This is a genomic window from Streptomyces sp. NPDC024698 (genome assembly GCF_055559015.1).
This window is the reverse complement of record NZ_JBVHLK010000017.1, coordinates 1-24,815: the sequence shown is the minus strand read 5'-3', so window position 1 is coordinate 24,815 and position 24,815 is coordinate 1. Positions and strand designations below refer to the sequence as shown.

The following is a 24,815-nucleotide window of genomic DNA, read 5'->3' as shown; positions in this document are numbered from 1 at the left end:
GCGGACGTCCGCCTTCCGGTCGTACGGCCTCGGATTTCTGTAGGGACCCGACAGCAGTCACCCGAACCCACTGTCGGTGCCCGATTCTCCCGGAGGCCGGGCGGACCGATAGGTTTTCGAGGAAGGCGCCTGTAGTGCAGGGGTTTCCGTCCGCTAACGAAAGGGTGATCCGTTGAGCCGCTCGGTTCTCGTCACCGGAGGCAACCGGGGCATCGGCCTCGCCATCGCCCGCGCATTCGCCGACGCAGGCGACAAGGTCGCGATCACGTACCGGTCCGGTGAGCCGCCGGCCGCCCTGACGGAATTGGGGTGCCTGGCTGTCAAGTGCGACATCACCGACAGCGAGCAGGTGGAGCAGGCCTACAAGGAGATCGAGGCCGAGCACGGCCCGGTCGAGGTCCTGGTCGCCAACGCCGGCATCACCAAGGACCAGCTCCTGATGCGCATGTCCGAGGAGGACTTCACCTCGGTCATCGACACGAACCTCACGGGCACCTTCCGCGTGGTCAAGCGCGCCAACCGCGGCATGCTGCGCGCAAAGAAGGGCCGCGTGGTCCTGATCTCCTCGGTGGTCGGTCTGCTCGGCTCCGCGGGGCAGGCGAACTACGCCGCGTCCAAGGCCGCCCTTGTCGGCTTCGCACGTTCGCTCGCCCGCGAGCTCGGCTCGCGCAACCTCACCTTCAACGTCGTCGCGCCCGGCTTCGTCGACACCGACATGACGCAGGCGCTCACCGAGGAGCAGCGCGCCAACATCGTGTCCCAGGTGCCGCTCGGCCGTTACGCGCAGCCCGAGGAGATCGCCGCGACGGTGCGGTTCCTCGCCTCGGACGACGCCTCGTACATCACTGGAGCCGTCATCCCGGTTGACGGCGGACTGGGAATGGGTCACTGATCACCATGAGCGGAATTCTCGAGGGCAAGCGCGTCCTGATCACCGGTGTGCTGATGGAGTCCTCCATCGCGTTCCACACCGCCAAGCTGGCCCAGGAGCAGGGTGCCGAGATCATCCTGACCGCGTTCCCGCGGCCCACGCTGACCGAGCGCATCGCCAGGAAGCTGCCGAAGCCCACCAAGGTCATCGAGCTCGACGTCACCAACGAAGAGCACCTCGGGCGCCTGGCCGACGTCGTCGGCGAGGAGCTGGGCAGCCTCGACGGCGTCGTGCACTCCATCGGCTTCGCGCCGCAGGACGCCCTCGGCGGCAACTTCCTGAACACGCCCTTCGAGTCGGTCGCCACGGCCATGCACGTCTCGGCGTTCTCCCTGAAGTCGCTGACGATGGCCTGCCTGCCGCTGATGCAGAACGGCGGCTCCGTCGTGGGTCTCACCTTCGACGCGCAGTACGCGTGGCCGCAGTACGACTGGATGGGCCCGGCCAAGGCCGCCCTGGAGGCCACCAGCCGCTACATGGCCCGCGACCTGGGCAAGCAGAACATCCGCTGCAACCTCATCTCCGCCGGCCCCATCGGCTCCATGGCCGCCAAGTCCATCCCGGGCTTCGGCGAGCTGGCCTCCGTGTGGGACACCCGCGCCCCGCTGGAGTGGGACCTGAAGGACCCGGAGCCGGCCGGCAAGGGCGTCGTCGCCCTCCTGAGCGACTGGTTCCCGAAGACCACGGGCGAGATCATCCACGTCGACGGCGGTCTGCACGCCATCGGCGCGTAAACGCTTACGCCCGGTTCCGGCGCCCCGTTTCCCGCACTGCGCGGGGAGCGGGGCGTCGCCCGTTCGGCCCAGTCGGCCGGGCGGCCGGGACACCTGGACCGGCACCCTGGGAGAACGCACCGCCCGCCCCGCAGCCTTACGGCCGAGGAGGTCCCCTTGTGCGCCTGTCCCGCCGCTTTGCTCCGGTGTTCGCCGCTGTCGCCCTGCTGACGGCCGTTCCGTACGACGCGATGTCCCACCCGCGCGCGGAGCGTGCGGACGTGAGCGCCCGGCCGGCCGCGGGGAGCCAGGCGGCGGGCCGTCCCGCCGTGCCCCGGCCGTTCGGCGCCGACTGCCGGATCACCGTCACCGGCTCCCATGCCGTCGTGTACTGCCACAACCCCTATGTGGGCACCGACCGCGTGGCCCTGCACGTCGAGTGCGCCCGCTGGTGGGACATCGACACCGACGGCGACCCGGTCGACGTCGGGCCCGCGATGACGGTCCGGCTCACCGGCCGCTGCTGGAAGGAGATCCGTAAGGCCTGGATCACCCACGAGGACTGAGCACCCGCTCGCCTTCGTCTTCGACGGTGGCCCGTGGGAGACCCTGGGGCGCCGGGGCCGGACGCCCTAGGCCCCTCCGGCCACCGGCCCGGGACGGCACTGGAAGGGATACGAGGCGGCCTCCGCCGCCGCCGCCTCCGCGTCGCCCGCCCGGATCGCGTCGACGAGCAGGGCGTGGTCCATGTACGACTCCGGAGTCAGCTCCTTGCCGACGTCCACGCGCAGCCACTCCCGCAGCACCTCGCCCAGATCCGCGTACATCGCCGTCATGACGTCGTTGTGCGACGCGGCCACCACCGCCAGGTGGAAGGTCGCGTCGGCGGTCACGAAGGCCTCCGCGTCACCCGACTCCCAGGCCTCCTCCCTGCGGACGAGGAGCGCCTCCAGCTGCTTGAGATCGCGCTCGGTGCGCCGCTCGGCCGCCAGCCTCGCCGCGCTCGACTCCAGCGTGGACCGCAGTTCGGCGATGTGCCGCGGGTCGGCGTCCGCGAACCGGCGGTGCATCACGCCCGCCAGCTCGCTCGTCGCCACGACGTACGTCCCCGACCCCTGCCGGATGTCGAGAAGCCCGTTGTGGGCGAGCGCCCGGACCGCCTCGCGCACGGTGTTGCGGGCCACACCGAGCTGGTCGACGAGCTCCGGTTCGGTGGGGATACGGGAGCCCACCGGCCACTCGCCCGAGGTGATCTGGTTCCGCAGCTCGGCGATGACCTGCTCGGACAGGGCCGAACGGCGGGGATGGCTCAGCGGCATGACGGTCCTTCGTACGGGCCCGGGGGTGAACGCTCACGCGGGGCCGGAGGCTCCGGAGATTAACGCAACGAGATTGGACACCCAATCATCCCATGATTCTATGATGGGCCTCATGGTCCCCCAGGAAACCCGCACGCCGACGCCGTCCCCGCCGATACGCCGATCCACCCGGAGCACTGAGCCCGAGCGGCCCGCCGCGCGCGCGTGGTCGACCCGGCTCGTGGTCGCCGGCATCGTCCTGGCCGCCCTCAATCTGCGCCCGGCCATCACCAGCCTCGGCGCCCTCCTCGAAGAAGTGCGCGACGGCCTCGGCATGAGCGGCAGCGTCGCCGGACTGCTCACCTCCGTGCCGCCCCTGTGCTTCGCCGTCTTCGGCGTGACGGCACCCCGGCTGGCCCGCCGTTTCGGACCCGCCGCCGTCGTCTGCGCGGGCATGGTCGCCATCACGGCGGGCCTGGCGGTCCGTCCGTACATCGGGGGCACGGCCGGATTCCTGGCCGCCAGCGCCCTCGCCCTCATGGGCATCGCGGTCAGCAACGTCCTGATGCCGGTGATCGTCAAGCGCTGGTTCCCCGACCGGGTCGGCTCCATGACGGGCCTCTACTCGATGGCCCTGGCCCTCGGCACGTCGGCCGCGGCGGCGGCGACCGTCCCGATGACCGACGCCCTCGGCGGCGACTGGCACTCCGGCCTCGTGGTGTGGGCGGGACTCGCGGCGGCGGCCGTCGTTCCGTGGATCCTGCTGGTACGGGCGCGGGGCACAGGTGACCGCGACGCCGCGTCCGCCGCCGCCCCCGGGTCGGCCGCCACCGCCACCACGGGCATCTCGCGGCCCACGTCCGCCACCGCCACCACGGCCGGTACGGGCACCCCGCAGCCCACGTCCACCGCCGCCGCGGCCGTGACGGGCACCCCGCAGTCGCCGGTCGCCCCCGCCGTCACTGCCGTCGACACCGCCGCCACCCGCCACGAGCCCGACGGCGGTGGCCTGCGCATCACCCGCAGCCGCACCGCCTGGGCCCTCGCCGTCTTCTTCGGCCTCCAGGCCACCGCCGCCTACATCACGATGGGCTGGATGGCCCAGATCTTCCGTGACGCGGGCGTCGCCGCGGGCACCGCGGGACTGCTCCTCGCCGTCACGATGGTGATGGGTGTGCCGCTGGCCTTCGTCATCCCGCGCCTCGCCACCCGCCTGCCCCGGCAGGGGCCCATCGTCGTCGTCCTCGGCGTCTGCGGGCTCGCCGGATACGCCGGCCTCTATCTGGCCCCGGCGGCGGGTGCCTGGGCCTGGGCCCTGCTGCTCGGCATCTCCAACTGCGCCTTCCCGCTGGCACTGACCATGGTGGGCATGCGCGCCCGCACCGGCGCGGGTGTCGTCAAGCTGTCCGCGTTCGCGCAGAGCGCCGGGTATCTGATCTCGATCCCGGGCCCGCTGCTGGTGGGCGTGCTCTACCAGCACAGCGGCGGTTGGGGCCTGCCGCTGGCACTCATGGCCGGCCTCATGGTCCCGCAGATCGGGGTCGGCATCCTGGCGGGCCGCGACCGCACGGTGGAGGACGAGGCCGCAGGATGACGCCTGACTCGGAACCCGTCTCCGGAACGGGACCCGGCGGCGGCACACCGGACGAAGGGTGCGAGACTGCCCCCATGCCTGTGCTCGACCCGAACCCCCAGAACGGCCAGAAGAAGCTGCTGATCGTGCTCGGCGCGATGCTGGCCATCACCGTGATCATCGGCGTCATCGCCTCCATCGCATCCCCGTGACCTGCGGTGCCCCGCACCCGGCGTCCGTGCCGTTAGCCGGCCCCCGGTCCGGGAGGTGGGGATAACCCCCCATCCCCTAGGGGGTGAGTGTCAGGGTCAAGTGGGTGGATCACCGGATGGGCCGAAGACGCCGGATTCCGTAGCTTCGAATCGTGACCGCGAACCGCGCGGTCCGGGGACCATTCGAAGACTCACGGAGGCGGCATGTCGGCCCCTACGCACACCCGGCTCCACCCGGCGACCACGGGCCGCGTCGACATCCGGCTGCCCTGGTGGGCCCTCGCCCTGCCCACGCTCGCCTTCATCACCCTGCTGCTGATGATCCTCAACCCGGTGGACGCGCACGCCGCGAGCGGTGACCCGGCAATCGCCCACCTGTTCGAACGCGTCCAGCAGGTCCTGCACAACGCCCCGTAGGTCGAGGGCCCCGGCCCTCCGCCGTTCGGCCCGGGAGCCCGGTCCTCACGCCCCTCACGGGGGACGCCATCACCCCTGACGGGGCGGTGTCCCACCCGTGCCGGGGGACCGCATCAACTCCCTGCGCCCCATGGCATGTTTCGTGCGAAGCTGGGACGCATGAGCGTCGCAGAACCCCGCAGGATCATCCTCTTCCGGCATGCGAAAGCCGACTGGCCGCAGGTGTCCGACCACGAGCGGCCGCTCGCCGACCGGGGCCGCATGGACGCCGCCGTCGCCGGACGCAGACTGGCAGACAGCGGCATCCCCCTGGACCTGGCCCTCTGCTCCACCGCGATCCGGACCCGCGAGACGTGGAAGCACGCCGTCCAGGAGCTCCCGCACCGGCCGAAGACGGTCTACGAGGAGAGGATCTACGACGCCTCGCCCGGCGAGCTGATCGTGGTCCTGAACGAGATCCCGGACGACGCGCACAGCGTGATCCTGATCGGCCACAACCCGGGCGTGCACGGGCTGGCCGACGTCCTGGCGGCCAGGTCCGAGGGTGACGCCCGCGCCCGCATGACCGCCCACGGCTTCCACACCGCCGCCTTCGCGGTGCTCTCCTTCGACGGCCCCTGGAAGTCCCTGGAGCCCGGAACGGCCGACCTGACGGACTACTGGGCGCCGACGGAGTGAGCCGCCCGGACGACGGACGGGGGCCCGGCACCGTCACGGTGCCGGGCCCCCGTCCTCGGTCGGGACCGTCCCTCAGCCGGTGGCCTCGTCCTCGTGCATGTCGGCGGCCTCGACCTCTTCACGGGTGACGCCCAGCAGATAGAGGACCGTGTCGAGGAACGGGAAGTTCACCGCTGTGTGCGCCGCCTGCCGTACGACCGGCTTGGCGTTGAACGCGACCCCGAGGCCGGCGGCGTTGAGCATGTCGAGGTCGTTGGCGCCGTCGCCGATCGCGACGGTCTGGGCCAGCGGGACCCCGGCCTCGGCGGCGAACCGGCGCAGCAGCCGTGCCTTGCCCGCCCGGTCCACGATCTCGCCGGTGACCCGGCCGGTCAGCTTCCCGTCGACGATCTCCAGCGTGTTGGCCTGGGCGAAGTCGAGCCCGAGCCGCTCCTTCAGATCGTCGGTGACCTGGGTGAACCCGCCGGAGACGACACCGACTTGGAAGCCGAGCCGCTTCAGCGTACGGATCAGGGTCCGCGCACCCGGCGTCAGCCTCACCTCCTCGCGCACCTTCTGCACCACGGAGGCGTCCAGCCCCGCGAGGAGGGCCACGCGCGCGTGCAGGGACTGCTCGAAGTCCAGCTCACCGCGCATCGCGGCCGCCGTGACCTCCGCGACCTCGGCCTCGCACCCGGCGTGCGCGGCGAAGAGCTCGATCACCTCGTCCTGGATGAGCGTGGAGTCCACGTCCATCACGACCAGACGCTGGGCCCGCCGGTGCAGGCCCGCGGCCACGACCGCGATGTCGACACCGAGTGCCGAGGCCTCGGTCACCAGCGCGGTGCGCAGCTCCTCGGTCTCCGTGCCGGACACCGCGAACTCGACCGCGGTCACCGGGTACTTGGCGAGCCGGAAGATACGGTCGATGTTGCCGCCCGTCTTGGTGATCCGGGCGGCGATGGCGGCCGTCGACTCCGCGGTGAGCGGATGTCCGAGCACCGTGACCAGTGAACGGCCCAGGCCGCGCGGACGGTTGTCGCCGAGGCCGGAGATGATCTCCGCCTGCATCTTCATCGACTCCGCCCAGCTGTGGACGGTCGACCGGAGATCGCCTTCGAGGCCTGCGGGCGGCTCGGTCACGAGCGCGCACAGCACGATCCGGCCCCGGGTGACGACCTGCTCGATGTCGACCACGTCGACAGAGAAGGCGGCGAGGGTGTCGAAGAGTCCGGCGGTGATGCCCGGCCGGTCCTTGCCGAAGATCTTGACAAGAAGAGTGGGCACATCAGGGGTATGTGAAGCGCTCATGGTATTTCCCACCGTATCCGGCACCCAGTGCCGCCCGCCCGCCCGGTCCGCCTAGCGGACACGGAACACTGGGTGACACCCCGGAGGCCCCAGGGTGACGAGTTCTCCCTCGCCCGAGGGAACGCCCCTCACCGCGGTCCCCCCGGTCGCCGCGGACCCCCCACAACCTTCCTTCGCCCCCTCCGCCCCTACCCGTCCCGTACCTGGGGCTCCGCCCCAGACCCCGCTCCTCAATCGCCGGAGGGGCTGGATTGGTCCCCGGAACCCGAAGAGCGGTCCACCCCTGGGCTCCGCCCCGGACCCCCGTTCCTCAATCGCCGGAGGGGCTGAAACTTCCCCGGCCGGGGCTGCATCGTTCGGGACGGCCGCCACCACGTCACACCCGCAGCCGGGTACGCGCGTGAGGGGACGTGCCGGTACATCGATGCCCGTCGCCACCGACGCCCACTCCTCACCCAACGGCGACGGGCTGATGCACCGGCTCGGCCCCGACCCACCCACCGGATCCCGACCGCCCCCCTCAGCGCCGAGGACGCCGAGGAGCAGGCGGTCCCTCCCCGGGCGACGGCGGAACCGGCGGCGGAGGAGGCGGCAGCGGCGGCGGGCCGTCCGGCCTCCGCTGCGGTTTCGGTGACGGACCGATCGGCCCCACCATGGTCGGCGCCCCGTACACATCACCCGGCGGCCGGTCCTGCGGCTCCCGCAACGCGTCCGGCACCTTCAGATACGGATTGGTGTCGGGGTTCGGCGCCCGGTACGACCCCCCAGGCCGATACGGCCCGGCCACCCCACCGGAACCCGCACCAGATCCCCCAGAGCCCGCACCGGAACCCGCCCCCACCCCGTCACCCCGTGCCACCGAAGGGCCCCCGCTCGCCTCACTGACCCCCGCCACCCCACAAGCCCAAGCCAGCAACGCCCCCACACCCCCGGCCCCCGCCCCCCACAGCGCCCCCAGCACCAGCGCCACCCCCAGACGCCCCCGCAACTCGATCCCCGCCCCGAACGCGTCGAACCCGAACACGGACAGGGAGGCGTCCACCGACACCTCCGTCAGCCAGGCCAGCAGCGGCAGCGCCAGCGCCGTGACGACCCCCAGCCGAAGCGCGCAGCGCCCGGCGAACCGCAGCGCACCCCCACCCCGTACGAACGGCGTACGCGCGGCCGTCAGGACGCCCGCGTACAGCATCATCAGGGCGGCGGCGACCGCCAACAGCCATACGCGTCCGTCGAGTTCGGCGAGACGGCCGAGGGTGACGGGCCGGGACGCGTCGGCGGTCAGCAGCTTGTCGAGCGGGTCGGGCAACAGCTTCGCGAGCTCGCCGGTGGCCTTGCCGTCAAAGGGCACGAAGAGCCCGAGGGGGACGGCGAGCCACACCCCGTCGGGCGTGCCGAGCAGCGCCGCGCCCGCGATCCGTTTCGGGTGGGCGTCCCCGACCGCGGCGTACGCGGCCGCCGCGAGCCCGGCGAGGACGGCGACCAGCAGGACGGCGACGAGCGAGGAGACGGCGGGCCGCACCGCCCGGTGCACGGCGTCCCAGCCGGGCGGCAGCGGCGTACGCCGGGAGGCCAGCAGCGCTATCAGCAGCACCGCGGCGGCCCACGCGGCACCGCCGAGCAGGGTCGGCGCGGTGTCGACGGAGAACCCCACGGCCGCCTTCGCCTTCACGAGGTCCCCGATCCTGCCGGGCAGCAGCCCGCCGAGGTCCCCGAGCCCGCCCGGGAGTCTGTCGGTGATGGAGCCGAGCCCGCCGCCACCGCCCGCGGCCTTGTCGAGCCCCAGTTGGTCGCCGTCGATCGTGATGACGTCGTGCCCGGCCCAGGCGAGCCCGCCCAGGGTCGCCACGAACAGGGCGACCACCGATGCCGCCCGCGCGAGGAGTTCCGCCGGGGTCACGACAACTCCCGCCCCGCGCAACGAACGCAGGAAGAACCACGACAGCAGCAGGGCGCCGACCAGGCCGACTCCCAGCGGTGTGATCTGGATGGCGGTGTGCGCCTGCGCTCCCTTCAGCCCGAACGCGGAGACGTTCCCGGACGGTGTCACCGCGCCGCCCGCTCCGAGGGCCACCATCGCCGCGGTCATGGGGCCGAGCGAGGCCGTCGCGTCCGCCCCGAGCAGATGCAGACCGAGCGCGGCGGTGCCCGCCATCCCGATCAACGCCCAGCTCACCGCGGCGATCGCGGACAGCAGCACATCCCCCCAGGGCACGGGCCCGCCGTTCCCGCCGTGGTGCGTGGTCCCCTCGCTCATCGCCAGACCCCCCGATCCGCGCCGCGGTGATCCCGCGCATGTCCCCCTCGTGGGGGATTACCACTCTCCGGGCCGTTTTCAACCCCGTCAACGGCTGTGGACAACCCGCCTGTTGTCCTGGTTCGCCAGGGCCCGACTTTCGGTCAGGGGGCCTGAACTGAAATAGTTCCCCACGATGTTCGACATCCCTAGACTCCCTGCGACGGGGGAAACTCGGGGGACAACTCAGTGGGGCTGGAGTGCCGGAACTCGTACTGGAATTGAATGGACGGACCTGGACGCTCGACGCGTCCAGGCCTCACACCCTCGGACGTGATCCGCAGGGGGACATCGTGCTCGATGACGCCAGGGTGTCCTGGCGTCACGCCACGATCAGCTGGAACGGCCGCAGTTGGGTCATCGACGACCACGGGAGCACCAACGGCACGTTCGTACAGGGGCAGCGGATCCACCAGCTGGAGATCGGCCCCGGTTCGGCCGTGCACCTCGGCAACGCGACCGACGGTCCGCGGCTGAGCGTGGCAGGAGCAGCGGCCCCGGCGGCGCAGCCCTTCGCGGCGCAGGGCGCCGGCCCCGGCTGGGCCCAGACACCGACACCGCAGGCGCCGGAGCCCGCGCAGAACGCGCAGCAGGCGGGAGGCATCCCGCAGCAGCAGGGAGCCGGTGGCGGCGCGGGGGCACCGCCGGTCTACGGCGACCGCAGCCCGACGACGTTCCACCAGTTCTCGCTGGGCCGCGTGATGCGGATCGGCCGTGCGCTGGAGAACGAACTGGTGGTCTCCGACCTCCAGGTCTCGCGCCACCACGCCGAGTTCCACGCGACGCCGGACGGCCGCTTCGAGATCCGCGATCTGGGCTCGCACAACGGCACGTACGTCAACGGTATGCCGATCGCCAAGGGCGGCTCCGCGCTGCTCGGCCCGCACGACATCGTCGGCGTCGGCCACTCGACGTTCCGCCTGGTCGGCGACCGGCTCGAGGAGTTCGTCGACACCGGTGAGGTCTCCTTCTCGGCCCGCCATCTGACGGTCACCGTCGACGGCGGCAAGCAGATCCTCAAGGACGTCTCCTTCGGTGTGCCCGAGAAGTCGCTCGTGGCGGTCATCGGCCCGTCGGGTTCCGGCAAGTCGACGCTCCTGAAGGCGCTCACGGGCTACCGCCCCGCCAACCAGGGCGACGTCCTCTACGACAACCGGAACCTGTACAAGCAGTTCGCCGAGCTGCGCCAGCGCATCGGTCTGGTCCCGCAGGACGACATCCTGCACAAGGAACTGACCGTCAAGAAGGCCCTCAAGTACGCGGCCAAGCTGCGCTTCCCCGCCGACACCACGGGCGCGGAGCGCGAGGCGCGCATAGACGAGGTGCTGCGCGAGCTGAAGCTGGACATCCACAAGGAGAAGAAGGTCACCTCTCTCTCCGGTGGCCAGCGCAAGCGGGTCTCGGTGGCTCTGGAGCTGCTCACCAAGCCGTCGCTGATCTTCCTGGACGAGCCGACCTCGGGTCTCGACCCGGGTATGGACCGTGACGTCATGCAGCTGCTGCGCGGCCTCGCCGACGACGGCCGCACCGTGCTCGTCGTCACGCACTCGGTGGCCGAGCTCGCGATCTGCGACAAGCTCCTCGTGATGGCGCCGGGCGGTTCGGTCGCCTACTTCGGTCCGCCGGAGGAGGCGCTGAACTTCTTCGGCTACGAGACCTGGGCCGATGTGTTCTCCGCGTTCGAGAACTACCGCGACTACGACTGGGCGGGCCGCTGGAAGGGCTCGCAGCACTACCAGATGTACGCGGCGGACATCGACGCGGTGGCTCCGCAGTCGACGCAGATGCCGTCGGCGCACGCGATGAAGCCGCCGAAGCCGCAGGGCTGGGGCTCCCAGCTGATGACGCTGATGCGCCGCTATGTCTCGGTGATCGTCTCGGACAAGGGCTTCCTGGCCCTGACGGTGATCCTGCCCGCGGTCCTGGGCTCGGTCAGCCTGCTGATCGACAACGGCAAGACACTGCTGGTCAACGCGAAGATTCTGCCGTCGGGCGCCCATGTGGCGAACGGCACCGCCACGACCGTGCTGCTGATCCTCGCGGTCGGCGCGTGCTTCGCGGGCGCCGCCAACTCGGTCCGTGAGCTGATCAAGGAGCGGGTGATCTACGAGCGGGAACGGGCCACGGGCCTGTCGCGCTCGGCGTACCTGATGTCCAAGGTGATCGTGCTCGGCGTGATCACCATGCTCCAGGGCGCGCTGGTCGGCGCGATCGGCTTCGGCAGTCGCGAGGTCCCGGCCCAGGGGCTGATCCTCAAGAGCCTGCCCAAGGTCGAGCTCACACTGCCGATCATGGCGCTGGGCTTCGTGTCGATGATGTTCGGCCTGATCATCTCGTCGCTGGTGAAGACGGCGGAGAAGACCATGCCGCTGCTGGTCATGTTCGCGATCGTCCAGGTGGTCTTCACGGGCTGTCTGTTCATCCTGAACGGGACGGTGGGCGTCAACCAGTTCTCGTACCTGATGCCGGCCCGCTGGGCGGTGGCCGCGTCGGGGGCCACGCTGGACCTGAACAACATCTTCCCGAACCAGGACGATCCGACGAGCACGGACCCGCTGTGGAACCACACGGCCGGGGCCTGGACCCTCGACATGATCGCGCTGGTCGTCCTCGGTGTGGTCTGCGGCTTCTTCGTGGCCCGCTTCCTGCGCCGCCACGAGCCCGAGGTCATGCGCAAGTAGACGCCCGGGAACGACGCGAGGGCGGCACCCCCGACCGGGGTGCCGCCCTTCGGCGTCTGTGTGGGAACTCCGCGCTGAGTCCTCAGTACGCGCTGTTCACGTTGTCCATTGAACCGTACTTGTCGGCCGCGTAGTTGGCGGCGGCGGTGATGTTGGCGACCGGGTTGTAGATGTCCCACGAGGTGCCGGCCACGTGGTACGCCTTGAACGTCGGCGGGATGACCTGGAGCAGGCCCTTCGAGGGGATGCCGTTGATGGCGTTGATGTCCCAGTCGTTGATGGCCATCGGGTTGCCCGAGGACTCACGAAGGATGTTGCGGTGCAGACCCTCGTAGGAGCCGGGGATGCCCTTCGACTTCATGATGTCGAGGGACTGGCGGATCCAGCCGTCGAGGTTGTTGGCGTACGTCTTGGCGGCGACCGTCTGCAACTTGATGCGGTGCGTGGAGCGGCTCGCGGCGGCGGCCTTGGCACGCGCCGCGGCGGCCTTCTTCTTCGCGGCGGCCTGGGCGGCGGCCTTCTTCTTGGCTGCGGCGGCTGCGGCGGCCTTCTTCTTCGCCGCGGTCGCGGAGTCCGCCGCCTTGTGCTGGGCGGCTATGGTCTGCGCCTTCAGCTCGGCACCGCTGGTGCCGGCGACGGCGGCCTCGACGCCCTTGATCTGCTGTCCGCTGTAGGCGACCGGCGCCGTGGGGGCGGCGGCGTCGGTGGTGGTGTGGGAGCCGGACGGCGCCAGGGAGAACGCGAGGGTGGCGGCACCGAGGGTGGCGACACCGGCCACCGAGTACTTGTGGAGCTTGGTGAGCTTCGTACTGGAACGACGAGCAGCAATGTTCTTAAGCATGACTGAAGACCTCTTCGAATAGCGCGGAGGTCGCTCTTCGTCCCGGTCGGGGACTGTGTTTCCGGAACAAACGCTCCGGGGGAGAACCCGAGGCGCTGAGCGACATGAGCAATTCTTAGCGGTCGCAAAATGCCCTGGCAAAGGTGTGACCTACGAAGCCAGGTAGTGGACGCAGAAGGTGCAAATCGGGGCAGACTGGCACGTCTTCCCTGGTCACCTTGTCCCTTTTATCTCCTATGCGTCTTCGTACGTGACCTGGACCCTATGCGCGGGCTCACAGGGCCCATCGATCATTCTGACGCGGAGTTGCTGGCGCAATGCTCTGAGTGAGGCCCGTTCCCGGGGAGGATGAGGTGCACGTCGCCGAACTCGTGCCAGAGATAGCGCCTGCGCAGCGCCTCGGCGTAGCCCCGGTCGATCGCCGCTCCCCCCGCGATCGCCTCCAGCATCAGCAGATGCGAGGCCTCCGGCTCGTGCAGCCCGGTCAGCAGCCCGTCGACCGCCCGCACCCCACGCTCCGGAGTCACCACCAGACCGGTCCACCCCTTCGCCGCCCGGACCAGCCCGTCCTCCCCGGTCGCGGACTCCACGGCCCGCACCGCCGTCGTACCGACCGCGATGATCCGGCCCCCGCCGGCCCGCGCCGCGTTGATCAGCCGGGCCGACACCGCCGGAACCTCGTACCGCTCCGGATACGGCGGCTCGTGCGCCTCCGCCGAGGCGACCCCCGTGTGCAGCGTGACCGGCGCGAACTGCACACCCCGGCTCACCAGCTCCGCCACCAGGCGCGAGGTGAAGGGACGCGCCGCACTCGGCATCTCCGCGCTCCCCGCCCCGTCCTGCGACGGCAGCGCGAACACCGTCTGGTACACGGACAGCGGCTGGTCCCGGTCCGTGTAGGAGTAGCGGATGGGCCGCCCGTGCCGCCGCAGCAGCCCCAGCACGTCCGCGTCCGCGACGCGCCCCCACCACAGCCGCCGCCCCCGCGCGGTCAGCGGCTCCTCCAGGACGAGACGTACGTCCCCGGGCAGGCACACCTCTGTTCCCGCGGGCCCGCCCGCCCGCGCGCGTGTGGTCCCGCGCCCGTCGGGCTCCCGCAGCTCGACCGCCCACCGGCCGTCGTCACCGCGCGTGGAGAAGTGCACCACCACGCGCGCGGACCCGATCCGCCCGTCCACGGCCGCCGCCAGCGTGGCCGAGGTGTTGACGACCAGCAGATCCCCGGCCCGCAGCAGCCGCGGCAGCTCCACGAACGCGTGATGCGACACCTCGACGCCGCGCGACACCAGCAGCCGTACGGAATCCCGGTCACGCCCGGGACCGCGCTGCTCCGCGGGCACCCGCGCCGACAACTCCTCCGGAACGCTTCCCCACTCCCGGCCGCGCCCCTCCCGGGCCACCCCCGGCACCGTCGTCACCGCTCCTCCAGCAGGTCCGAAGCCGCGTAGCGCCCACTGGCAGGCCGCTCGTCGAGCAGCCGCAGGAAGGCCGGCACCACACGGTCCGGCTCCGGCCGCGGAGCGTCGTCGTCCGGCACCGCCGCCGTATAGAGGTCGGTGCCCATGTCCCCCGGGTCCACCGCCCACACCCGCAGCCCGGGTTCCTCCTCACCGAGCACCGCCGCGAGCTGGTCGAGCGCCGCCTTGGAAGCCCCGTAGCCGCCCCAGGTCTCGTACGCCTCGGCCGCCGCATCCGAACTGACACAGACGACCGCGCCCGCCACCGCCGCCCGCAGCAGCGGCAGCGCCTCCTGGACCAGACCCAGCGCGGCGACCACGTTGACCTCCAGCGCCCGCCGCAGCCCCTCCAGATCCAGCTCCTCAAGACGCACCAGCGGCTCCGCCCCCAACGCGCTCGCGTTGTTCACGAGCAGGTCGACACCGCCCAGCTTCCGGGCCGCCGCCACCAGCTCCGCACGGTGGCCGGCATCCGTCACATCCCCGGGCAACGCCACCACCCGCGTCCCGTACGAGGTGAGCGCCCGCGCCGTCTCCTCCAGCGCCCCCGGGGTCCTCGCGTCGAGCACCAGATCCCAGCCGCGCCCGGCCAGAGCCGCGCCGAGCGCCCTCCCCAGTCCTTTCGACGCTCCCGTGATGATCGCTACCGGCATGACATCCGTCCCCTCGGTCCACCCGCCTTCCCGGCGGGTGCCCTCACGGTAGGAACGAAGCCCGTCCGGGCGCCTCGTACGCGGGCCGCAATGATCAGGGGCCCTTCGGCCTAGGTCCGACGACCCGGTGGACGAGGCCACCGGTCCGATACGCGCTGTCACACCCCGCCGGTAGTTTGGGTTCATGAGTCACGGACCCCGGTCGGGCCTGTACGCGGTGAGCTCCGCGCTGCTGGCCATGAGCAGGCATCTCGAAGTGCGCGACGTCCTCAAGACGATCGTCGCCTCGGCCCGCGAGCTGCTCGACGCGCAGTACGCGGCTCTCGGGGTGCCCGACGACCACGGCGGCTTCGCCCAGTTCGTCGTCGACGGGATCAGCGACGCGCAGTGGAAGGCCATCGGACCGCTCCCGCGCCAGCACGGCATCCTCGCCGCGATGCTCCGCGAGGCCCGCCCCGAGCGCCTGGCCGACGTGCGCGAGGACCCCCGCTTCGAGGGCTGGCCCGCAGCCCACCCCGACATGTCCGACTTCCTCGGCCTGCCCATCCGCGACGGCGACGAGATCATCGGCGCGCTCTTCCTCGCGAACAAGATGCGGCCCGAGGGGGCACCGCCGTGCTCCCGGCCGGAGGACCGCTGCGGCTTCACCGAGGACGACGAGGAACTCCTCACCATCCTCGCCCAGCACGCGGCGATCGCCCTGACCAACGCCCGGCTCTACGAACGGAGCCGCGAGCTCACCATCGCCGAGGAGCGCTCCAGGCTCGCGCACGAACTGCACGACGCCGTCAGCCAGAAGCTGTTCTCCCTGCGTCTGACCGCACAGGCCGCCGCCACCCTGGTCGACCGCGACCCCTCCCGCGCCAAGGGCGAACTCCAGCACGTGGCCGCGCTCGCCGCGGAGGCCACCGAGGAACTGCGCGCCGCCGTCGTCGAGTTGCGCCCCGCCGCCCTCGACGAGGACGGCCTCGTCGCCACCCTGCGCACCCAGATCCAGGTCCTCGACCGCGCCCACACCGCGCGCGTGACCTTCTCCAGCCACGGTGTACGAGCACTGCCCGCCTCCCAGGAGGAGGCCGTCCTGCGGGTCTCCCAGGAAGCCCTGCACAACGCGCTGCGGCACTCCGGCGCCACCAGCGTCGACGTCACCCTGGACCGGCGCGGCCCCGGCGCCGTCCTGCACGTCCGCGACGACGGCAGCGGCTTCGACCCCACCGCGATACGCAGCGCCGGCCGCCATCTCGGCCTGGTGTCGATGCGGGACCGGGCGAGCGGGGTCGGCGGCACACTCACCGTGGAGTCGGCGCCCGGAAAGGGCACCGTGATCGAGATGGAGGTCCCTGGTGGCTGACGCAATCAAGGTGCTGCTCGTCGACGACCACCAGGTCGTCCGCCGGGGACTGCGCACCTTCCTCGAAGTACAGGACGACATCGAGGTCGTCGGGGAGGCGTCCGACGGGGCGGAGGGCGTCACGCGCGCCGAGGAGCTCAGACCCGACATCGTCCTCATGGACGTCAAGATGCCGGGAATGGACGGCGTCGAAGCGCTGCGCAAGCTCCGCGAACTCGCCAACCCCGCGCGGGTGCTGATCGTCACCAGCTTCACCGAGCAGCGCACGGTGGTGCCGGCCCTGCGCGCGGGCGCCGCCGGGTACGTGTACAAGGACGTGGACCCCGACGCGCTCGCCGGGGCCATCCGCTCCGTCCACGCGGGGCACGTCGTCCTGCAACCCGAGGTCGCCAACGCCCTGTTGTCCCAGGAGGAGGTCAACTCCGTCCAAGGGCGGGGTGTTTCGCTCACCGAGCGGGAGCGCGAGGTGCTCGGCCTGATCGCCGACGGACGGTCCAACCGGGAGATCGCCCGCGCCCTCGTCCTCTCCGAGAAGACGGTGAAGACCCACGTCTCGAACATCCTGATGAAGCTCGACGTCGCCGACCGCACCCAGGCCGCCCTGTGGGCCGTACGGCACGGGATCGCGGACTGACCGTCAACCCGGAAGGTCCCGCTCCGGGATGAGATTCATACCGTCGTGTGTATGTCACCCGGATGGCGCATCCTCCGTGGGGCCCGGCCGTTCTCCAGTGCGCCGCGACGATCCGCCGCGGTGTTCACCAGGAGGGGTTTCGCAAGTGAAGAACCTGAAGAAGTTCACGGCTGTCGCGATGGTGGCGGGCGGCCTGGTCGCCGCCGGTACGGGTATGGCCTCGGCGGCGGACGGCGCGTCGGCGGCCGGCAAGGCCGTGGGCTCCCCGGGCGTCGTCTCCGGCAACCTCGTCCAGGCCCCGGTCGACATCCCGGTGAACGTCGTCGGCAACAGCGTGAACGTCATCGGCGCCCTGAACCCGGCCTTCGGCAACCTCGGCCTCAACCACTGAGGTTCCCCGCCTCGGCGGTCACGGCCACCGGCCTTCCAGGGAGTACCTGGGGGGCCGGTCGGCTTGTCGGCTCATCCGTGGACTGAACCGGACGGGGCAATCCGTACCGCCTGCCCGTGCCGTCCCCGGCTCCGGGGCGTTGCTCAGCGTACGACCCGCGGCAGGGTCGGATCCGTACACGCAGGAGGAACGCTTCCCATGAACATCGCCAAGAAGGCCGCCCTGGCCGTCACCGTCGCCGGAATCGCCGCGGGCGCTGGTGCGGGTGCTGCTGTCGCCGACGCGGGTGCCGAGGGCGCCGCCGCGCACTCGCCGGGCGTCGTCTCCGGCAACGTCATCCAGCTCCCCGTCCACGTCCCCGTCAACGTGGTGGGCAACTCCATCAACGTCGTCGGCCTCCTGAACCCGGCGTTCGGCAACGCGGGCGTCAACGGCTGAGCCACGCCACCCGAAGGGCCCCGCAAACGGAAACGTTTCGCGGGGCCCTTCCGCATACCCGAGCCCCATGCGCCGCCCCACCCCTGGGGCGCCGCCCCCGGACCCCCGCTCCTCAATCGCCGGAGGGGCTGAATCTTTCCGGGGCTGAATCGTTCGGGACGGCCGCCACCGCGATGTACCCGCAGCCGGGTACGCGCGTGAGGGGACGTGCCGGTACATCGATGCCCGTCGCCACCGACGGTCACCCCTCATTCAACGGCGACGGGCTGATGCACCGGCACGGCCCCGACCCACCCACCGAACCGCACCCGCCGCCGCAGCCGCGAAACGCCAGAGGCGAGCTCAGCGCACACCCCGCTCCCGCTCCTCCACGAAGGCGTTGTACGCCGCCACCTGCGCCCGCCGAGCCGTCCGCTCCACCGGCCGCAGCGCCTCGGCCCGAGCACCCATCTCCGACGCGCTCACCGCGCCGCCGTGCCCGCTCTCGTACGCCACCGACACCAGCATCCCGACCCGCTGAGCCAGCTCCAGCACCCGGACGGCGCGCGGCGGGTACCCGGGCGCCAGCACCTCGCGCCCCCGCTCCGCCCGCGCCCGGTACGCGTCGATCGCCGCCGCGGCGACCGGCCCCGACCCGGCCACGTCCAGCCGCGACAGCACCTCCGTCGCCTCGCGCAGCGCCTCCGCCAGCTCCCGCTCGGCCTCTCCGAGCGAGGGCACATCGGCGGGCGGCGCCTCCCGCACGGCGAGGCAGTGCCAGACCACCTCGACATGGACATCACCGGCGGGCCCGGCCTCGTACACCTCGGGCACGAGCCCGAGCGCGGAGCCGTGGCACACCACGGCCTCCTCGGCGTCGAGGGCGCGCGCGTTGAACTCGGGCGGCCCGCTGAGCCCGAGCGGATGGCCGGGCGCGGGCAGCGCGACCCGCAGCCCGGTCACCCCGAGTCTGCGCAGCCGGCCGAGGGCGAGCGTGAGCCCGACGGGCCCGGACTCGCCGGGCAGCCCCTCGACCCGGTGCACCGCGTCGTCCCCGACGATGGCGAGCACGGCGTCGTCCGGAGAAACAAGTCCGGCCAATAGGGCATTTCCCCAAGAGGCCAGCTGTCCTGAGCGTGGTTCCGAGAGCATGCCCCCACCCTAAGGACCAGCCGATGGGTCGGTGCGCCCGACCGGTGGCGTAGGTTTTCCCTGGGGGCTTCGTCCACAGACGTAAGCGACGGCCGAGATGCAATGGGAGACAACGCGCTCATGAGCGATGTACTGGAACTGGTGGACGTATCCGTGGTCCGCGAGGGCCGGGCTCTGGTGGACCAGGTCTCCTGGTCGGTCAAGGAGGGGGAGCGCTGGGTCATCCTCGGCCCCAACGGCGCCGGGAAGACAACCCTCCTGAACGTCGCCTCCAGCTACCTCTTCCCCAGTACGGGCACGGCCTCCATCCTCGGTGAGCACCTCGGCCAGGTCGACGTCTTCGAGCTCCGCCCCCGCATCGGCATCGCCGGTATCGCCATGGCCGAGAAGCTCCCCAAGCGCCAGACGGTCCTCCAGACGGTCCTCACCGCCGCGTACGGCATGACCGCCGGCTGGCACGAGGACTACGAGGACATCGACGAGCAGCGCGCCCGCGCCTTCCTCGACCGCCTCGGCATGAGCGACTACCTGGACCGCAGGTTCGGCACCCTCTCCGAGGGCGAGCGCAAGCGCACCCTGATCGCCCGCGCGCTGATGACCGACCCCGAACTGCTGCTCCTCGACGAGCCCGCGGCGGGCCTGGACCTCGGCGGCCGTGAGGACCTCGTACGCCGCCTCGGCCGCCTCGCCCGCGACCCGATCGCGCCCTCCATGATCATGGTCACGCACCATGTCGAGGAGATCGCCCCCGGCTTCACCCACGTCCTGATGATCCGTCAGGGCAAGGTGCTCGCCGCCGGTCCGCTGGAGCTCGAACTCACCTCGCGCAACCTCTCGCTCTGCTTCGGTCTGCCCCTCGTCGTCGAGCAGGTCGGCGAGCGCTGGACCGCGCAGGGTCTGCCGATGGCCTGAAACCCGCACGACACGCGGACGCACCCCCGTCTCCTGGCGTACCCGACTTGATCGCGCGCCCTGTCCGCCGGGGGAGCGCGGTCCTACCATGACCATGTGAACGACATCGACGCATGGGTGTGGTGGCTGATCGCGGCGGCCGGACTCGGCATCCCGCTCGTGGTGACCGCGATGCCGGAGTTCGGCATGCTCTCCGTGGGCGCCGTCGCCGCTGCGGTCGCCGCGGGCCTCGGCGGCGGAATCGTCGTCGAGGTGCTCGTCTTCGTCGTCGTGTCCGTCGCGCTCATCGCCGTCGTGCGGCCCATCGCGGCCCGGCACCGCTCCCAGCGTCCCGAACTCGCCACCGGCATCGAGGCGTTGAAGGGCAGACAGGCCGTCGTCCTGGAGCGCGTGGACGGTTCGGGCGCCGGACGCATCAAACTCGGCGGAGAGATCTGGTCCGCGCGCTCCCTCGACGGCGCACAGGCCTACGAAGTGGGCCAGGAAGTCGATGTCGTGGACATCGACGGCGCCACGGCGATCGTCATGTGACCTCGTACAACGCAAGTGAACCGAACGCCCCACGTGGCAGACGCCGTTCTGTCAGACTCGACCAGCAAGATCTTCAACACCCATAAGATCTTTCGGAATTGCCGAGTGGAGAAGGGTACGGGGAGCATCGATGGAACCGATCATCATCGTCCTGATCATTCTGGTGGTGTTGGTCTTCATCGCCCTGATCAAGACCATCCAGGTCATCCCGCAGGCCAGCGCCGCCATCGTCGAGCGTTTCGGCCGCTACACGCGGACGCTGAACGCCGGCCTCAACATCGTCGTCCCGTTCATAGACTCGATCCGCAACCGCATCGACCTTCGTGAGCAGGTCGTGCCGTTCCCGCCGCAGCCGGTGATCACCCAGGACAACCTGGTCGTCAACATCGACACGGTCATCTACTACCAGGTCACCGACGCGCGAGCCGCGACGTACGAGGTCGCCAGCTACATCCAGGCGATCGAGCAGCTCACCGTCACCACGCTGCGCAACATCATCGGCGGCATGGACCTGGAGCGGACCCTGACCTCCCGCGAGGAGATCAACGCGGCCCTGCGCGGAGTCCTCGACGAGGCCACGGGCAAGTGGGGCATCCGCGTCAACCGCGTCGAGCTGAAGGCGATCGAACCGCCCACCTCCATCCAGGACTCGATGGAGAAGCAGATGCGCGCCGACCGCGACAAGCGCGCCGCGATCCTCACCGCGGAGGGCATCCGCCAGTCCCAGATCCTCACCGCCGAGGGCGAGAAGCAGTCCGCGATCCTGCGCGCCGAGGGTGAGGCCAAGGCCGCGGCCCTGCGCGCCGAGGGCGAGGCCCAGGCCGTCCGTACGGTCTTCGAGGCCATCCACGCCGGAGACCCGGACCAGAAGCTCCTCTCCTACCAGTACCTCCAGATGCTGCCGAAGATCGCCGAGGGCGACGCCAACAAGCTCTGGATCGTGCCCAGCGAGATCGGCGACGCCCTCAAGGGCCTCAGCGGGGCCATGGGCAACTTCGGTGGCCTGGGCGGAGGTTCGGGCAACCGCGGTTCTTCCAGAGACTCCGGCGACGGCAACGAGCGCCGCGAGAAGCCGTCCATCACCGACTGAGTCAGACCGTACGACGATGGGGCCCACCTCCACGGGAGACGGGCCCCATCGTCATGTCGTACGGGCTACGCGGCCGGCTGGGCCAGCCACTCCGGCAGCGCGTCGAAGTCGTCCTGACCGAGCGCCAGCAGCATGGCGTCCGCGGGCGTCGGCTCGAACGGCTGCCGTAGCAGAGGCATCTGGGCCTGCTCCGGCGTACGGTCGGCCTTGCGGTGATTGTCCTCGGCGCAGGAGGCCACGGTGTTCAGCCAGGAGTCCTGACCGCCCTGCGCACGCGGCACGACGTGGTCCACGGTCGTGGCCCGGCGCCCGCAGTACGCGCACCGGTGCCTGTCGCGTACCAGCACACCCCGCCTCGACCACGGCGCTTGTCTTCGGAACGGCACCCGGACATACCGGCAGAGCCTGATCACCCGCGGCACGGGTATGTCCAGCGCGGCACCGCGCATGCGCAGTTCGGGGTGGGCCTGCTCGACGACGGCCTTGTCCGTCAGCACCAGAACGACGGCTCGGTTCAACGTCACCGTCGACAACGGCTCGAAACTTGCGTTCAGTACCAGCGTCTCCCGCATCCAGCCCACCTCCTCTTGCGCACCGGCCCCCCTGCGGCGGGCTGGGATCAACTCTGGCCGGGCACGCCGAGATGGACAACGCAATAAAAAATGCCCGCCCCTGATCACTTCCATGACCAGAGGCGGGCAAACGTTCGGTGAACGTCAGTCTGCGGCGGGATGGGCGTATTCGCCGATCAACTGGGCGCGCGCCAGCGTGTGGAACCGCAGATTGAAGCCCACCACGGCGGGCGACACCTCCGCGTCGGGACCGAGCTTCTCCTGATCCACGGCGTACACCGTGAAGACGTACCGGTGCGCCGGGTCCCCGGGCGGAGGCGCGGCGCCGCCGAAGTCCCGGGAACCGTAGTCGTTGCGCACCTGGATCGCGCCGTCGGGCAGGCCCTCGAACTTGCCGCTGCCCGCACCCGCGGGCAGCTCCGTCACCGAGACCGGGATGTCGAACAGCACCCAGTGCCAGAACCCGCTCCCCGTCGGGGCGTCCGGATCGAAGCACGTCACGGCGAAGCTCTTGGTCTCCGGCGGAAAACCTTCCCAGCTCAGCTGCGGCGAGGTGTTCCCGGCCGCGTGGACCTGCTCGTCCTTCAGCACCGCGCCCGGCGCGACATCCTCACTGGTGAGCGTGAACGCCGGCACCGGCGGGTGGAAGTCGTGCGGAAGCGGCGGCCTCTTGGGCTCGGTCACGTCAGTACCTCCTGAACGGCGGGCTCTGTCCGGTCCGAGCCTAGAACCAGCTGCGCTTGCTGCCGACCTCCGACAGCCAGTGGTTCAGGTATCCGGCCCAGTCGGTGCCGTGGAAGTCGTGCAGACCCACCTCGAAGGAGCGGTACGAGTCGCTGCCCTCGCTGAAGAGGCCCGGCTTCTTGTCCATCTCCAGGACGACGTCCATCGCGCGGTCGTCCGCGACGAAGCTCAGCTCCACCTGGTTCAGCCCGCGGTACTGCGACGGCGGGTAGAACTCGATCTCCTGGTAGAACGGCAGCCGCTGACGGGTGTTGCGGATGTGCCCCTTCTCCATGTCCGCGTTCTTGAAGCGGAAGCCCAGCTGGATGAAGGCGTCGAGAATCGCCTTCTGCGCCGGCATCGGGTGCACGTTGACCGGGTCGAGGTCACCGGGGTCGATGGCGCGGGCGATCTGAAGCTCGGTGGTGACACCGATGTTCATCCCGCGCAGGCTCTGCCCGTCGATCATGGTGATCGGCGTCTCCCACGGAACCTCAAGACCGAACGGGACCGTGTGCACGGCACCGGCCTGAAGCTGGAAGGCCCCGCCGAGCCGCAGCTTCGTGAACTCGATGTTCTGCTTGTACTCCTGGTCGTCGTGGCCCTCGACCTCGACCTTGGCCTGAAGGCCGACCGACAGTCCCTCGATCGCCTGGTCGACCGAGCCACCCTGGATCCGCACCTCACCCTGGACGACGCCGCCCGGAACGGTGTTGGCCTCGGTCAGCACCGTCTCGACCGAAGCCCCGCCGGCCCCCAAGCTCGCAAGCAGCCGCTTGAACCCCATGTCGTCACTTCCTCCCCAGGCGATGCCTGTTCGTCCTCTGGCTGTATGGATCCCTTGATCCCTACAAACGCGATCCGGCCCCGACCGGTTCCGCGCCCTCACCCTTACAAGAGCGAGGACCCCTGACCACCCCGCGGACAGGTATCCGTCCGTACCGCTCCGAACCGCTCCGGACTCCGCGGCGTGGGAGGAGGGACTACGCTCGTACGCCATGATCGCGGCCCCTGACCGTACGCCCCTGACCCGGGACTTCTTCGACCGCCCTGTTCTGGAGGTCGCCCCCGATCTGCTGGGTCGCGTCCTCGTGCGTCTCACCCCGGACGGTCCGATCGAACTGCGTCTGACGGAGGTCGAGGCCTACGACGGTCCGAACGACCCCGGCTCGCACGCGTACCGCGGCCGCACGGCCCGCAACGGCGTCATGTTCGGCCCGCCCGGTCATGTGTACGTCTACTTCACCTACGGCATGTGGTTCTGCATGAATCTGGTGTGCGGACCGGAGGGCAGGCCCAGTGGGGTGCTGCTGCGGGCCGGCGAGGTCGTCGAGGGCGCGGATCTCGCTCGCAAACGTCGACTCTCGGCCCGATACGACAAGGAACTGGCCAAAGGACCGGCGCGCCTCGCGACCGCCCTGGGGGTGGACCGCTCGCTCGACGGCGCGGACGCCTGTGGACCCGAGGGGTCGCCCCTGACCCTGCTGAGGGGTACCCCCGCGCCCTCCGACCAGGTACGCAACGGTCCGCGTACTGGAGTGTCCGGCGACGGAGGCGTCCACCCGTGGCGTTTCTGGATCGGCGACGATCCGACCGTGAGTCCTTATAGACCTCACGCGCCACGCCGCCGTTCAACTTGACGCGCCTGTGGGGGATCCGTAATGTAGCCCGAGCCGCTTGAACCGGTTACGGCGTTCAGCCAGCAGCCGAGAGCGGCCAACCCACTACCTACGACTTCCCCGCAGCGGGGGTCTATTCGGCGTGTCCGCACGTCTGAATTCGAACCCGCGGAACTCGATTATGAGTCGCCGAGGGAATCGGCTAACGTAGTGAATGTCGAAAGGCCGGAAACGCGAAAGCGCCAAAAGGCCGGAAGACAAACCCGCTGACTGGGAGTCAGGCCCGAAAGAGTCTGATAGAGTCGGAAACGCAAGACCGAAGGGAAGCGCCCGGAGGAAAGCCCGAGAGGGTGAGTACAAAGGAAGCGTCCGTTCCTTGAGAACTC

General features: G+C 70.6%; 26 protein-coding genes. 16 read left to right on the top strand and 10 right to left on the bottom strand.

What is annotated here, in order from left to right:
- Positions 1–172 precede the first annotated feature (172 nt).
- The 3 genes from fabG to ACZ4AA_RS28835 all read left to right on the top strand — a co-directional run bounded on the left by fabG (position 173) and on the right by ACZ4AA_RS28835 (position 2,210).
- Positions 173–892: a 3-oxoacyl-[acyl-carrier-protein] reductase gene (gene fabG / locus ACZ4AA_RS28845; protein ID WP_467609221.1), complete on the top strand. Its 720-nt coding sequence runs from the start codon at positions 173–175 to the stop codon at positions 890–892.
- 5 nt (positions 893–897) lie between these two features.
- Positions 898–1,665 (top strand): enoyl-ACP reductase FabI, encoded by a 768-nt coding sequence (gene fabI, locus ACZ4AA_RS28840; RefSeq protein WP_467609219.1) that lies wholly within the window; start codon positions 898–900, stop codon positions 1,663–1,665.
- A 158-nt stretch (positions 1,666–1,823) separates the two neighbouring features.
- Positions 1,824–2,210: a hypothetical protein gene (locus ACZ4AA_RS28835; protein ID WP_467609217.1), complete on the top strand. Its 387-nt coding sequence runs from the start codon at positions 1,824–1,826 to the stop codon at positions 2,208–2,210.
- 66 nt (positions 2,211–2,276) lie between these two features.
- Here the strand turns inward: ACZ4AA_RS28835 and ACZ4AA_RS28830 are convergent, their stop codons facing one another.
- Positions 2,277–2,963 carry a FadR/GntR family transcriptional regulator gene (locus tag ACZ4AA_RS28830; protein WP_467609215.1) on the bottom strand — a complete coding sequence of 229 codons (687 nt, stop codon included), beginning with the start codon at positions 2,961–2,963 and terminating at the stop codon, positions 2,277–2,279.
- A 100-nt stretch (positions 2,964–3,063) separates the two neighbouring features.
- Between ACZ4AA_RS28830 and ACZ4AA_RS28825 the strand changes: the two genes are divergently transcribed.
- The 4 genes from ACZ4AA_RS28825 (at position 3,064) to ACZ4AA_RS28810 (ending at position 5,822) form a co-directional block, all read left to right on the top strand.
- Complete coding sequence (locus ACZ4AA_RS28825; protein ID WP_467609213.1) at positions 3,064–4,536, top strand: MFS transporter; 1,473 nt, start codon at positions 3,064–3,066, stop codon at positions 4,534–4,536.
- Between the two features lie 74 nt (positions 4,537–4,610).
- Positions 4,611–4,727 carry an SGM_5486 family transporter-associated protein gene (locus ACZ4AA_RS28820; protein ID WP_268770442.1) on the top strand — a complete coding sequence of 39 codons (117 nt, stop codon included), beginning with the start codon at positions 4,611–4,613 and terminating at the stop codon, positions 4,725–4,727.
- Positions 4,728–4,931: 204 nt separating this feature from the next.
- On the top strand, positions 4,932–5,144 hold the full coding sequence (locus ACZ4AA_RS28815; protein WP_467609211.1) for a hypothetical protein: 213 nt from the start codon (positions 4,932–4,934) through the stop codon (positions 5,142–5,144).
- A gap of 159 nt (positions 5,145–5,303) precedes the next feature.
- Positions 5,304–5,822 (top strand): SixA phosphatase family protein, encoded by a 519-nt coding sequence (locus ACZ4AA_RS28810; protein WP_467609209.1) that lies wholly within the window; start codon positions 5,304–5,306, stop codon positions 5,820–5,822.
- 72 nt (positions 5,823–5,894) lie between these two features.
- Here ACZ4AA_RS28810 and serB read toward each other — a convergent pair whose 3' ends face one another.
- Together serB and ACZ4AA_RS28800 are read right to left on the bottom strand one after the other, a co-directional pair.
- Complete coding sequence (gene serB, locus ACZ4AA_RS28805) at positions 5,895–7,112, bottom strand: phosphoserine phosphatase SerB (RefSeq protein ID WP_467609207.1); 1,218 nt, start codon at positions 7,110–7,112, stop codon at positions 5,895–5,897.
- 520 nt (positions 7,113–7,632) lie between these two features.
- Positions 7,633–9,366, bottom strand: a complete 1,734-nt coding sequence (locus ACZ4AA_RS28800) for a streptophobe family protein (RefSeq protein ID WP_467609205.1) — start codon at positions 9,364–9,366, stop codon at positions 7,633–7,635.
- Between the two features lie 239 nt (positions 9,367–9,605).
- Between ACZ4AA_RS28800 and ACZ4AA_RS28795 the strand changes: the two genes are divergently transcribed.
- The gene (locus ACZ4AA_RS28795) at positions 9,606–12,086 is read left to right on the top strand and encodes an ABC transporter ATP-binding protein/permease (RefSeq protein ID WP_467609203.1); all 2,481 of its coding nucleotides are present in this window, start codon (positions 9,606–9,608) and stop codon (positions 12,084–12,086) included.
- A gap of 82 nt (positions 12,087–12,168) precedes the next feature.
- Here ACZ4AA_RS28795 and ACZ4AA_RS28790 read toward each other — a convergent pair whose 3' ends face one another.
- The 3 genes from ACZ4AA_RS28790 to ACZ4AA_RS28780 form a co-directional block, all read right to left on the bottom strand.
- Complete coding sequence (locus ACZ4AA_RS28790; RefSeq protein ID WP_467609201.1) at positions 12,169–12,927, bottom strand: transglycosylase SLT domain-containing protein; 759 nt, start codon at positions 12,925–12,927, stop codon at positions 12,169–12,171.
- Positions 12,928–13,217: 290 nt separating this feature from the next.
- The gene (locus ACZ4AA_RS28785; RefSeq protein ID WP_467609199.1) at positions 13,218–14,345 is read right to left on the bottom strand and encodes an S-adenosylmethionine:tRNA ribosyltransferase-isomerase; all 1,128 of its coding nucleotides are present in this window, start codon (positions 14,343–14,345) and stop codon (positions 13,218–13,220) included.
- The gene (locus ACZ4AA_RS28780) at positions 14,342–15,037 is read right to left on the bottom strand and encodes an SDR family NAD(P)-dependent oxidoreductase (RefSeq protein WP_467609197.1); all 696 of its coding nucleotides are present in this window, start codon (positions 15,035–15,037) and stop codon (positions 14,342–14,344) included. The genes ACZ4AA_RS28785 and ACZ4AA_RS28780 overlap by 4 nt, the downstream gene beginning before the upstream one ends.
- Positions 15,038–15,221: 184 nt before the next feature.
- Between ACZ4AA_RS28780 and ACZ4AA_RS28775 the strand changes: the two genes are divergently transcribed.
- From ACZ4AA_RS28775 to ACZ4AA_RS28760, 4 genes are all read left to right on the top strand, one after another.
- Entirely contained in the window at positions 15,222–16,388 is a 1,167-nt protein-coding gene (locus ACZ4AA_RS28775) for a GAF domain-containing sensor histidine kinase (RefSeq protein WP_467609195.1), read from the top strand.
- Positions 16,381–17,022 (top strand): response regulator, encoded by a 642-nt coding sequence (locus tag ACZ4AA_RS28770; protein ID WP_467609193.1) that lies wholly within the window; start codon positions 16,381–16,383, stop codon positions 17,020–17,022. Before ACZ4AA_RS28775 ends, ACZ4AA_RS28770 begins: the two co-directional genes overlap by 8 nt.
- A 145-nt stretch (positions 17,023–17,167) precedes the next feature.
- Positions 17,168–17,413, top strand: a complete 246-nt coding sequence (locus ACZ4AA_RS28765) for a chaplin (RefSeq protein WP_467609191.1) — start codon at positions 17,168–17,170, stop codon at positions 17,411–17,413.
- A 198-nt stretch (positions 17,414–17,611) separates the two neighbouring features.
- Positions 17,612–17,851: a chaplin gene (locus tag ACZ4AA_RS28760; protein WP_467609189.1), complete on the top strand. Its 240-nt coding sequence runs from the start codon at positions 17,612–17,614 to the stop codon at positions 17,849–17,851.
- 342 nt (positions 17,852–18,193) lie between these two features.
- On the opposite strand, the gene ACZ4AA_RS28755 is transcribed toward ACZ4AA_RS28760, so the two are convergent.
- Positions 18,194–18,982, bottom strand: coding sequence for a hypothetical protein (locus ACZ4AA_RS28755; protein ID WP_467609187.1), 789 nt, complete (start codon positions 18,980–18,982; stop codon positions 18,194–18,196).
- A 120-nt stretch (positions 18,983–19,102) separates the two neighbouring features.
- Between ACZ4AA_RS28755 and ACZ4AA_RS28750 the strand changes: the two genes are divergently transcribed.
- From ACZ4AA_RS28750 to ACZ4AA_RS28740, 3 genes are all read left to right on the top strand, one after another.
- Positions 19,103–19,894: an ABC transporter ATP-binding protein gene (locus ACZ4AA_RS28750; protein WP_467609185.1), complete on the top strand. Its 792-nt coding sequence runs from the start codon at positions 19,103–19,105 to the stop codon at positions 19,892–19,894.
- A gap of 96 nt (positions 19,895–19,990) precedes the next feature.
- Positions 19,991–20,425: an NfeD family protein gene (locus tag ACZ4AA_RS28745; protein WP_467609183.1), complete on the top strand. Its 435-nt coding sequence runs from the start codon at positions 19,991–19,993 to the stop codon at positions 20,423–20,425.
- Positions 20,426–20,555: 130 nt separating this feature from the next.
- Positions 20,556–21,515 carry an SPFH domain-containing protein gene (locus ACZ4AA_RS28740; protein ID WP_467609181.1) on the top strand — a complete coding sequence of 320 codons (960 nt, stop codon included), beginning with the start codon at positions 20,556–20,558 and terminating at the stop codon, positions 21,513–21,515.
- Positions 21,516–21,580: 65 nt separating this feature from the next.
- Here the strand turns inward: ACZ4AA_RS28740 and ACZ4AA_RS28735 are convergent, their stop codons facing one another.
- The 3 genes from ACZ4AA_RS28735 to ACZ4AA_RS28725 all read right to left on the bottom strand — a co-directional run bounded on the left by ACZ4AA_RS28735 (position 21,581) and on the right by ACZ4AA_RS28725 (position 23,597).
- Positions 21,581–22,087 (bottom strand): HNH endonuclease, encoded by a 507-nt coding sequence (locus ACZ4AA_RS28735; protein ID WP_339128501.1) that lies wholly within the window; start codon positions 22,085–22,087, stop codon positions 21,581–21,583.
- A gap of 144 nt (positions 22,088–22,231) precedes the next feature.
- The gene (locus tag ACZ4AA_RS28730; protein ID WP_467609178.1) at positions 22,232–22,771 is read right to left on the bottom strand and encodes a YbhB/YbcL family Raf kinase inhibitor-like protein; all 540 of its coding nucleotides are present in this window, start codon (positions 22,769–22,771) and stop codon (positions 22,232–22,234) included.
- A 40-nt stretch (positions 22,772–22,811) separates the two neighbouring features.
- Positions 22,812–23,597: a sporulation protein gene (locus ACZ4AA_RS28725; RefSeq protein ID WP_467609176.1), complete on the bottom strand. Its 786-nt coding sequence runs from the start codon at positions 23,595–23,597 to the stop codon at positions 22,812–22,814.
- Between the two features lie 211 nt (positions 23,598–23,808).
- On the opposite strand from ACZ4AA_RS28725, the gene ACZ4AA_RS28720 reads away from it, so the two are divergent.
- Positions 23,809–24,450, top strand: a complete 642-nt coding sequence (locus ACZ4AA_RS28720; RefSeq protein WP_467609174.1) for a DNA-3-methyladenine glycosylase — start codon at positions 23,809–23,811, stop codon at positions 24,448–24,450.
- The last annotated feature ends 365 nt before the right edge of the window (positions 24,451–24,815 follow it).

What these genes read in the sequence shown, in the direction of transcription:
- fabI (WP_467609219.1), top strand. Translation starts at nt 898, where the DNA reads ATGAGCGGAATTCTCGAGGGCAAGCGCGTCCTGATCACCGGTGTGCTG.
- ACZ4AA_RS28830 (WP_467609215.1), bottom strand. Translation starts at nt 2,963, where the DNA reads ATGCCGCTGAGCCATCCCCGCCGTTCGGCCCTGTCCGAGCAGGTCATC.
- ACZ4AA_RS28825 (WP_467609213.1), top strand. Translation starts at nt 3,064, where the DNA reads ATGATGGGCCTCATGGTCCCCCAGGAAACCCGCACGCCGACGCCGTCC.
- ACZ4AA_RS28820 (WP_268770442.1), top strand. Translation starts at nt 4,611, where the DNA reads ATGCCTGTGCTCGACCCGAACCCCCAGAACGGCCAGAAGAAGCTGCTG.
- ACZ4AA_RS28815 (WP_467609211.1), top strand. Translation starts at nt 4,932, where the DNA reads ATGTCGGCCCCTACGCACACCCGGCTCCACCCGGCGACCACGGGCCGC.
- ACZ4AA_RS28810 (WP_467609209.1), top strand. Translation starts at nt 5,304, where the DNA reads ATGAGCGTCGCAGAACCCCGCAGGATCATCCTCTTCCGGCATGCGAAA.
- serB (WP_467609207.1), bottom strand. Translation starts at nt 7,112, where the DNA reads ATGAGCGCTTCACATACCCCTGATGTGCCCACTCTTCTTGTCAAGATC.
- ACZ4AA_RS28800 (WP_467609205.1), bottom strand. Translation starts at nt 9,366, where the DNA reads ATGAGCGAGGGGACCACGCACCACGGCGGGAACGGCGGGCCCGTGCCC.
- ACZ4AA_RS28790 (WP_467609201.1), bottom strand. Translation starts at nt 12,927, where the DNA reads ATGCTTAAGAACATTGCTGCTCGTCGTTCCAGTACGAAGCTCACCAAG.
- ACZ4AA_RS28780 (WP_467609197.1), bottom strand. Translation starts at nt 15,037, where the DNA reads ATGCCGGTAGCGATCATCACGGGAGCGTCGAAAGGACTGGGGAGGGCG.
- ACZ4AA_RS28775 (WP_467609195.1), top strand. Translation starts at nt 15,222, where the DNA reads ATGAGTCACGGACCCCGGTCGGGCCTGTACGCGGTGAGCTCCGCGCTG.
- ACZ4AA_RS28760 (WP_467609189.1), top strand. Translation starts at nt 17,612, where the DNA reads ATGAACATCGCCAAGAAGGCCGCCCTGGCCGTCACCGTCGCCGGAATC.
- ACZ4AA_RS28755 (WP_467609187.1), bottom strand. Translation starts at nt 18,982, where the DNA reads ATGCTCTCGGAACCACGCTCAGGACAGCTGGCCTCTTGGGGAAATGCC.
- ACZ4AA_RS28750 (WP_467609185.1), top strand. Translation starts at nt 19,103, where the DNA reads ATGAGCGATGTACTGGAACTGGTGGACGTATCCGTGGTCCGCGAGGGC.
- ACZ4AA_RS28740 (WP_467609181.1), top strand. Translation starts at nt 20,556, where the DNA reads ATGGAACCGATCATCATCGTCCTGATCATTCTGGTGGTGTTGGTCTTC.
- ACZ4AA_RS28735 (WP_339128501.1), bottom strand. Translation starts at nt 22,087, where the DNA reads ATGCGGGAGACGCTGGTACTGAACGCAAGTTTCGAGCCGTTGTCGACG.
- ACZ4AA_RS28725 (WP_467609176.1), bottom strand. Translation starts at nt 23,597, where the DNA reads ATGGGGTTCAAGCGGCTGCTTGCGAGCTTGGGGGCCGGCGGGGCTTCG.
- ACZ4AA_RS28720 (WP_467609174.1), top strand. Translation starts at nt 23,809, where the DNA reads ATGATCGCGGCCCCTGACCGTACGCCCCTGACCCGGGACTTCTTCGAC.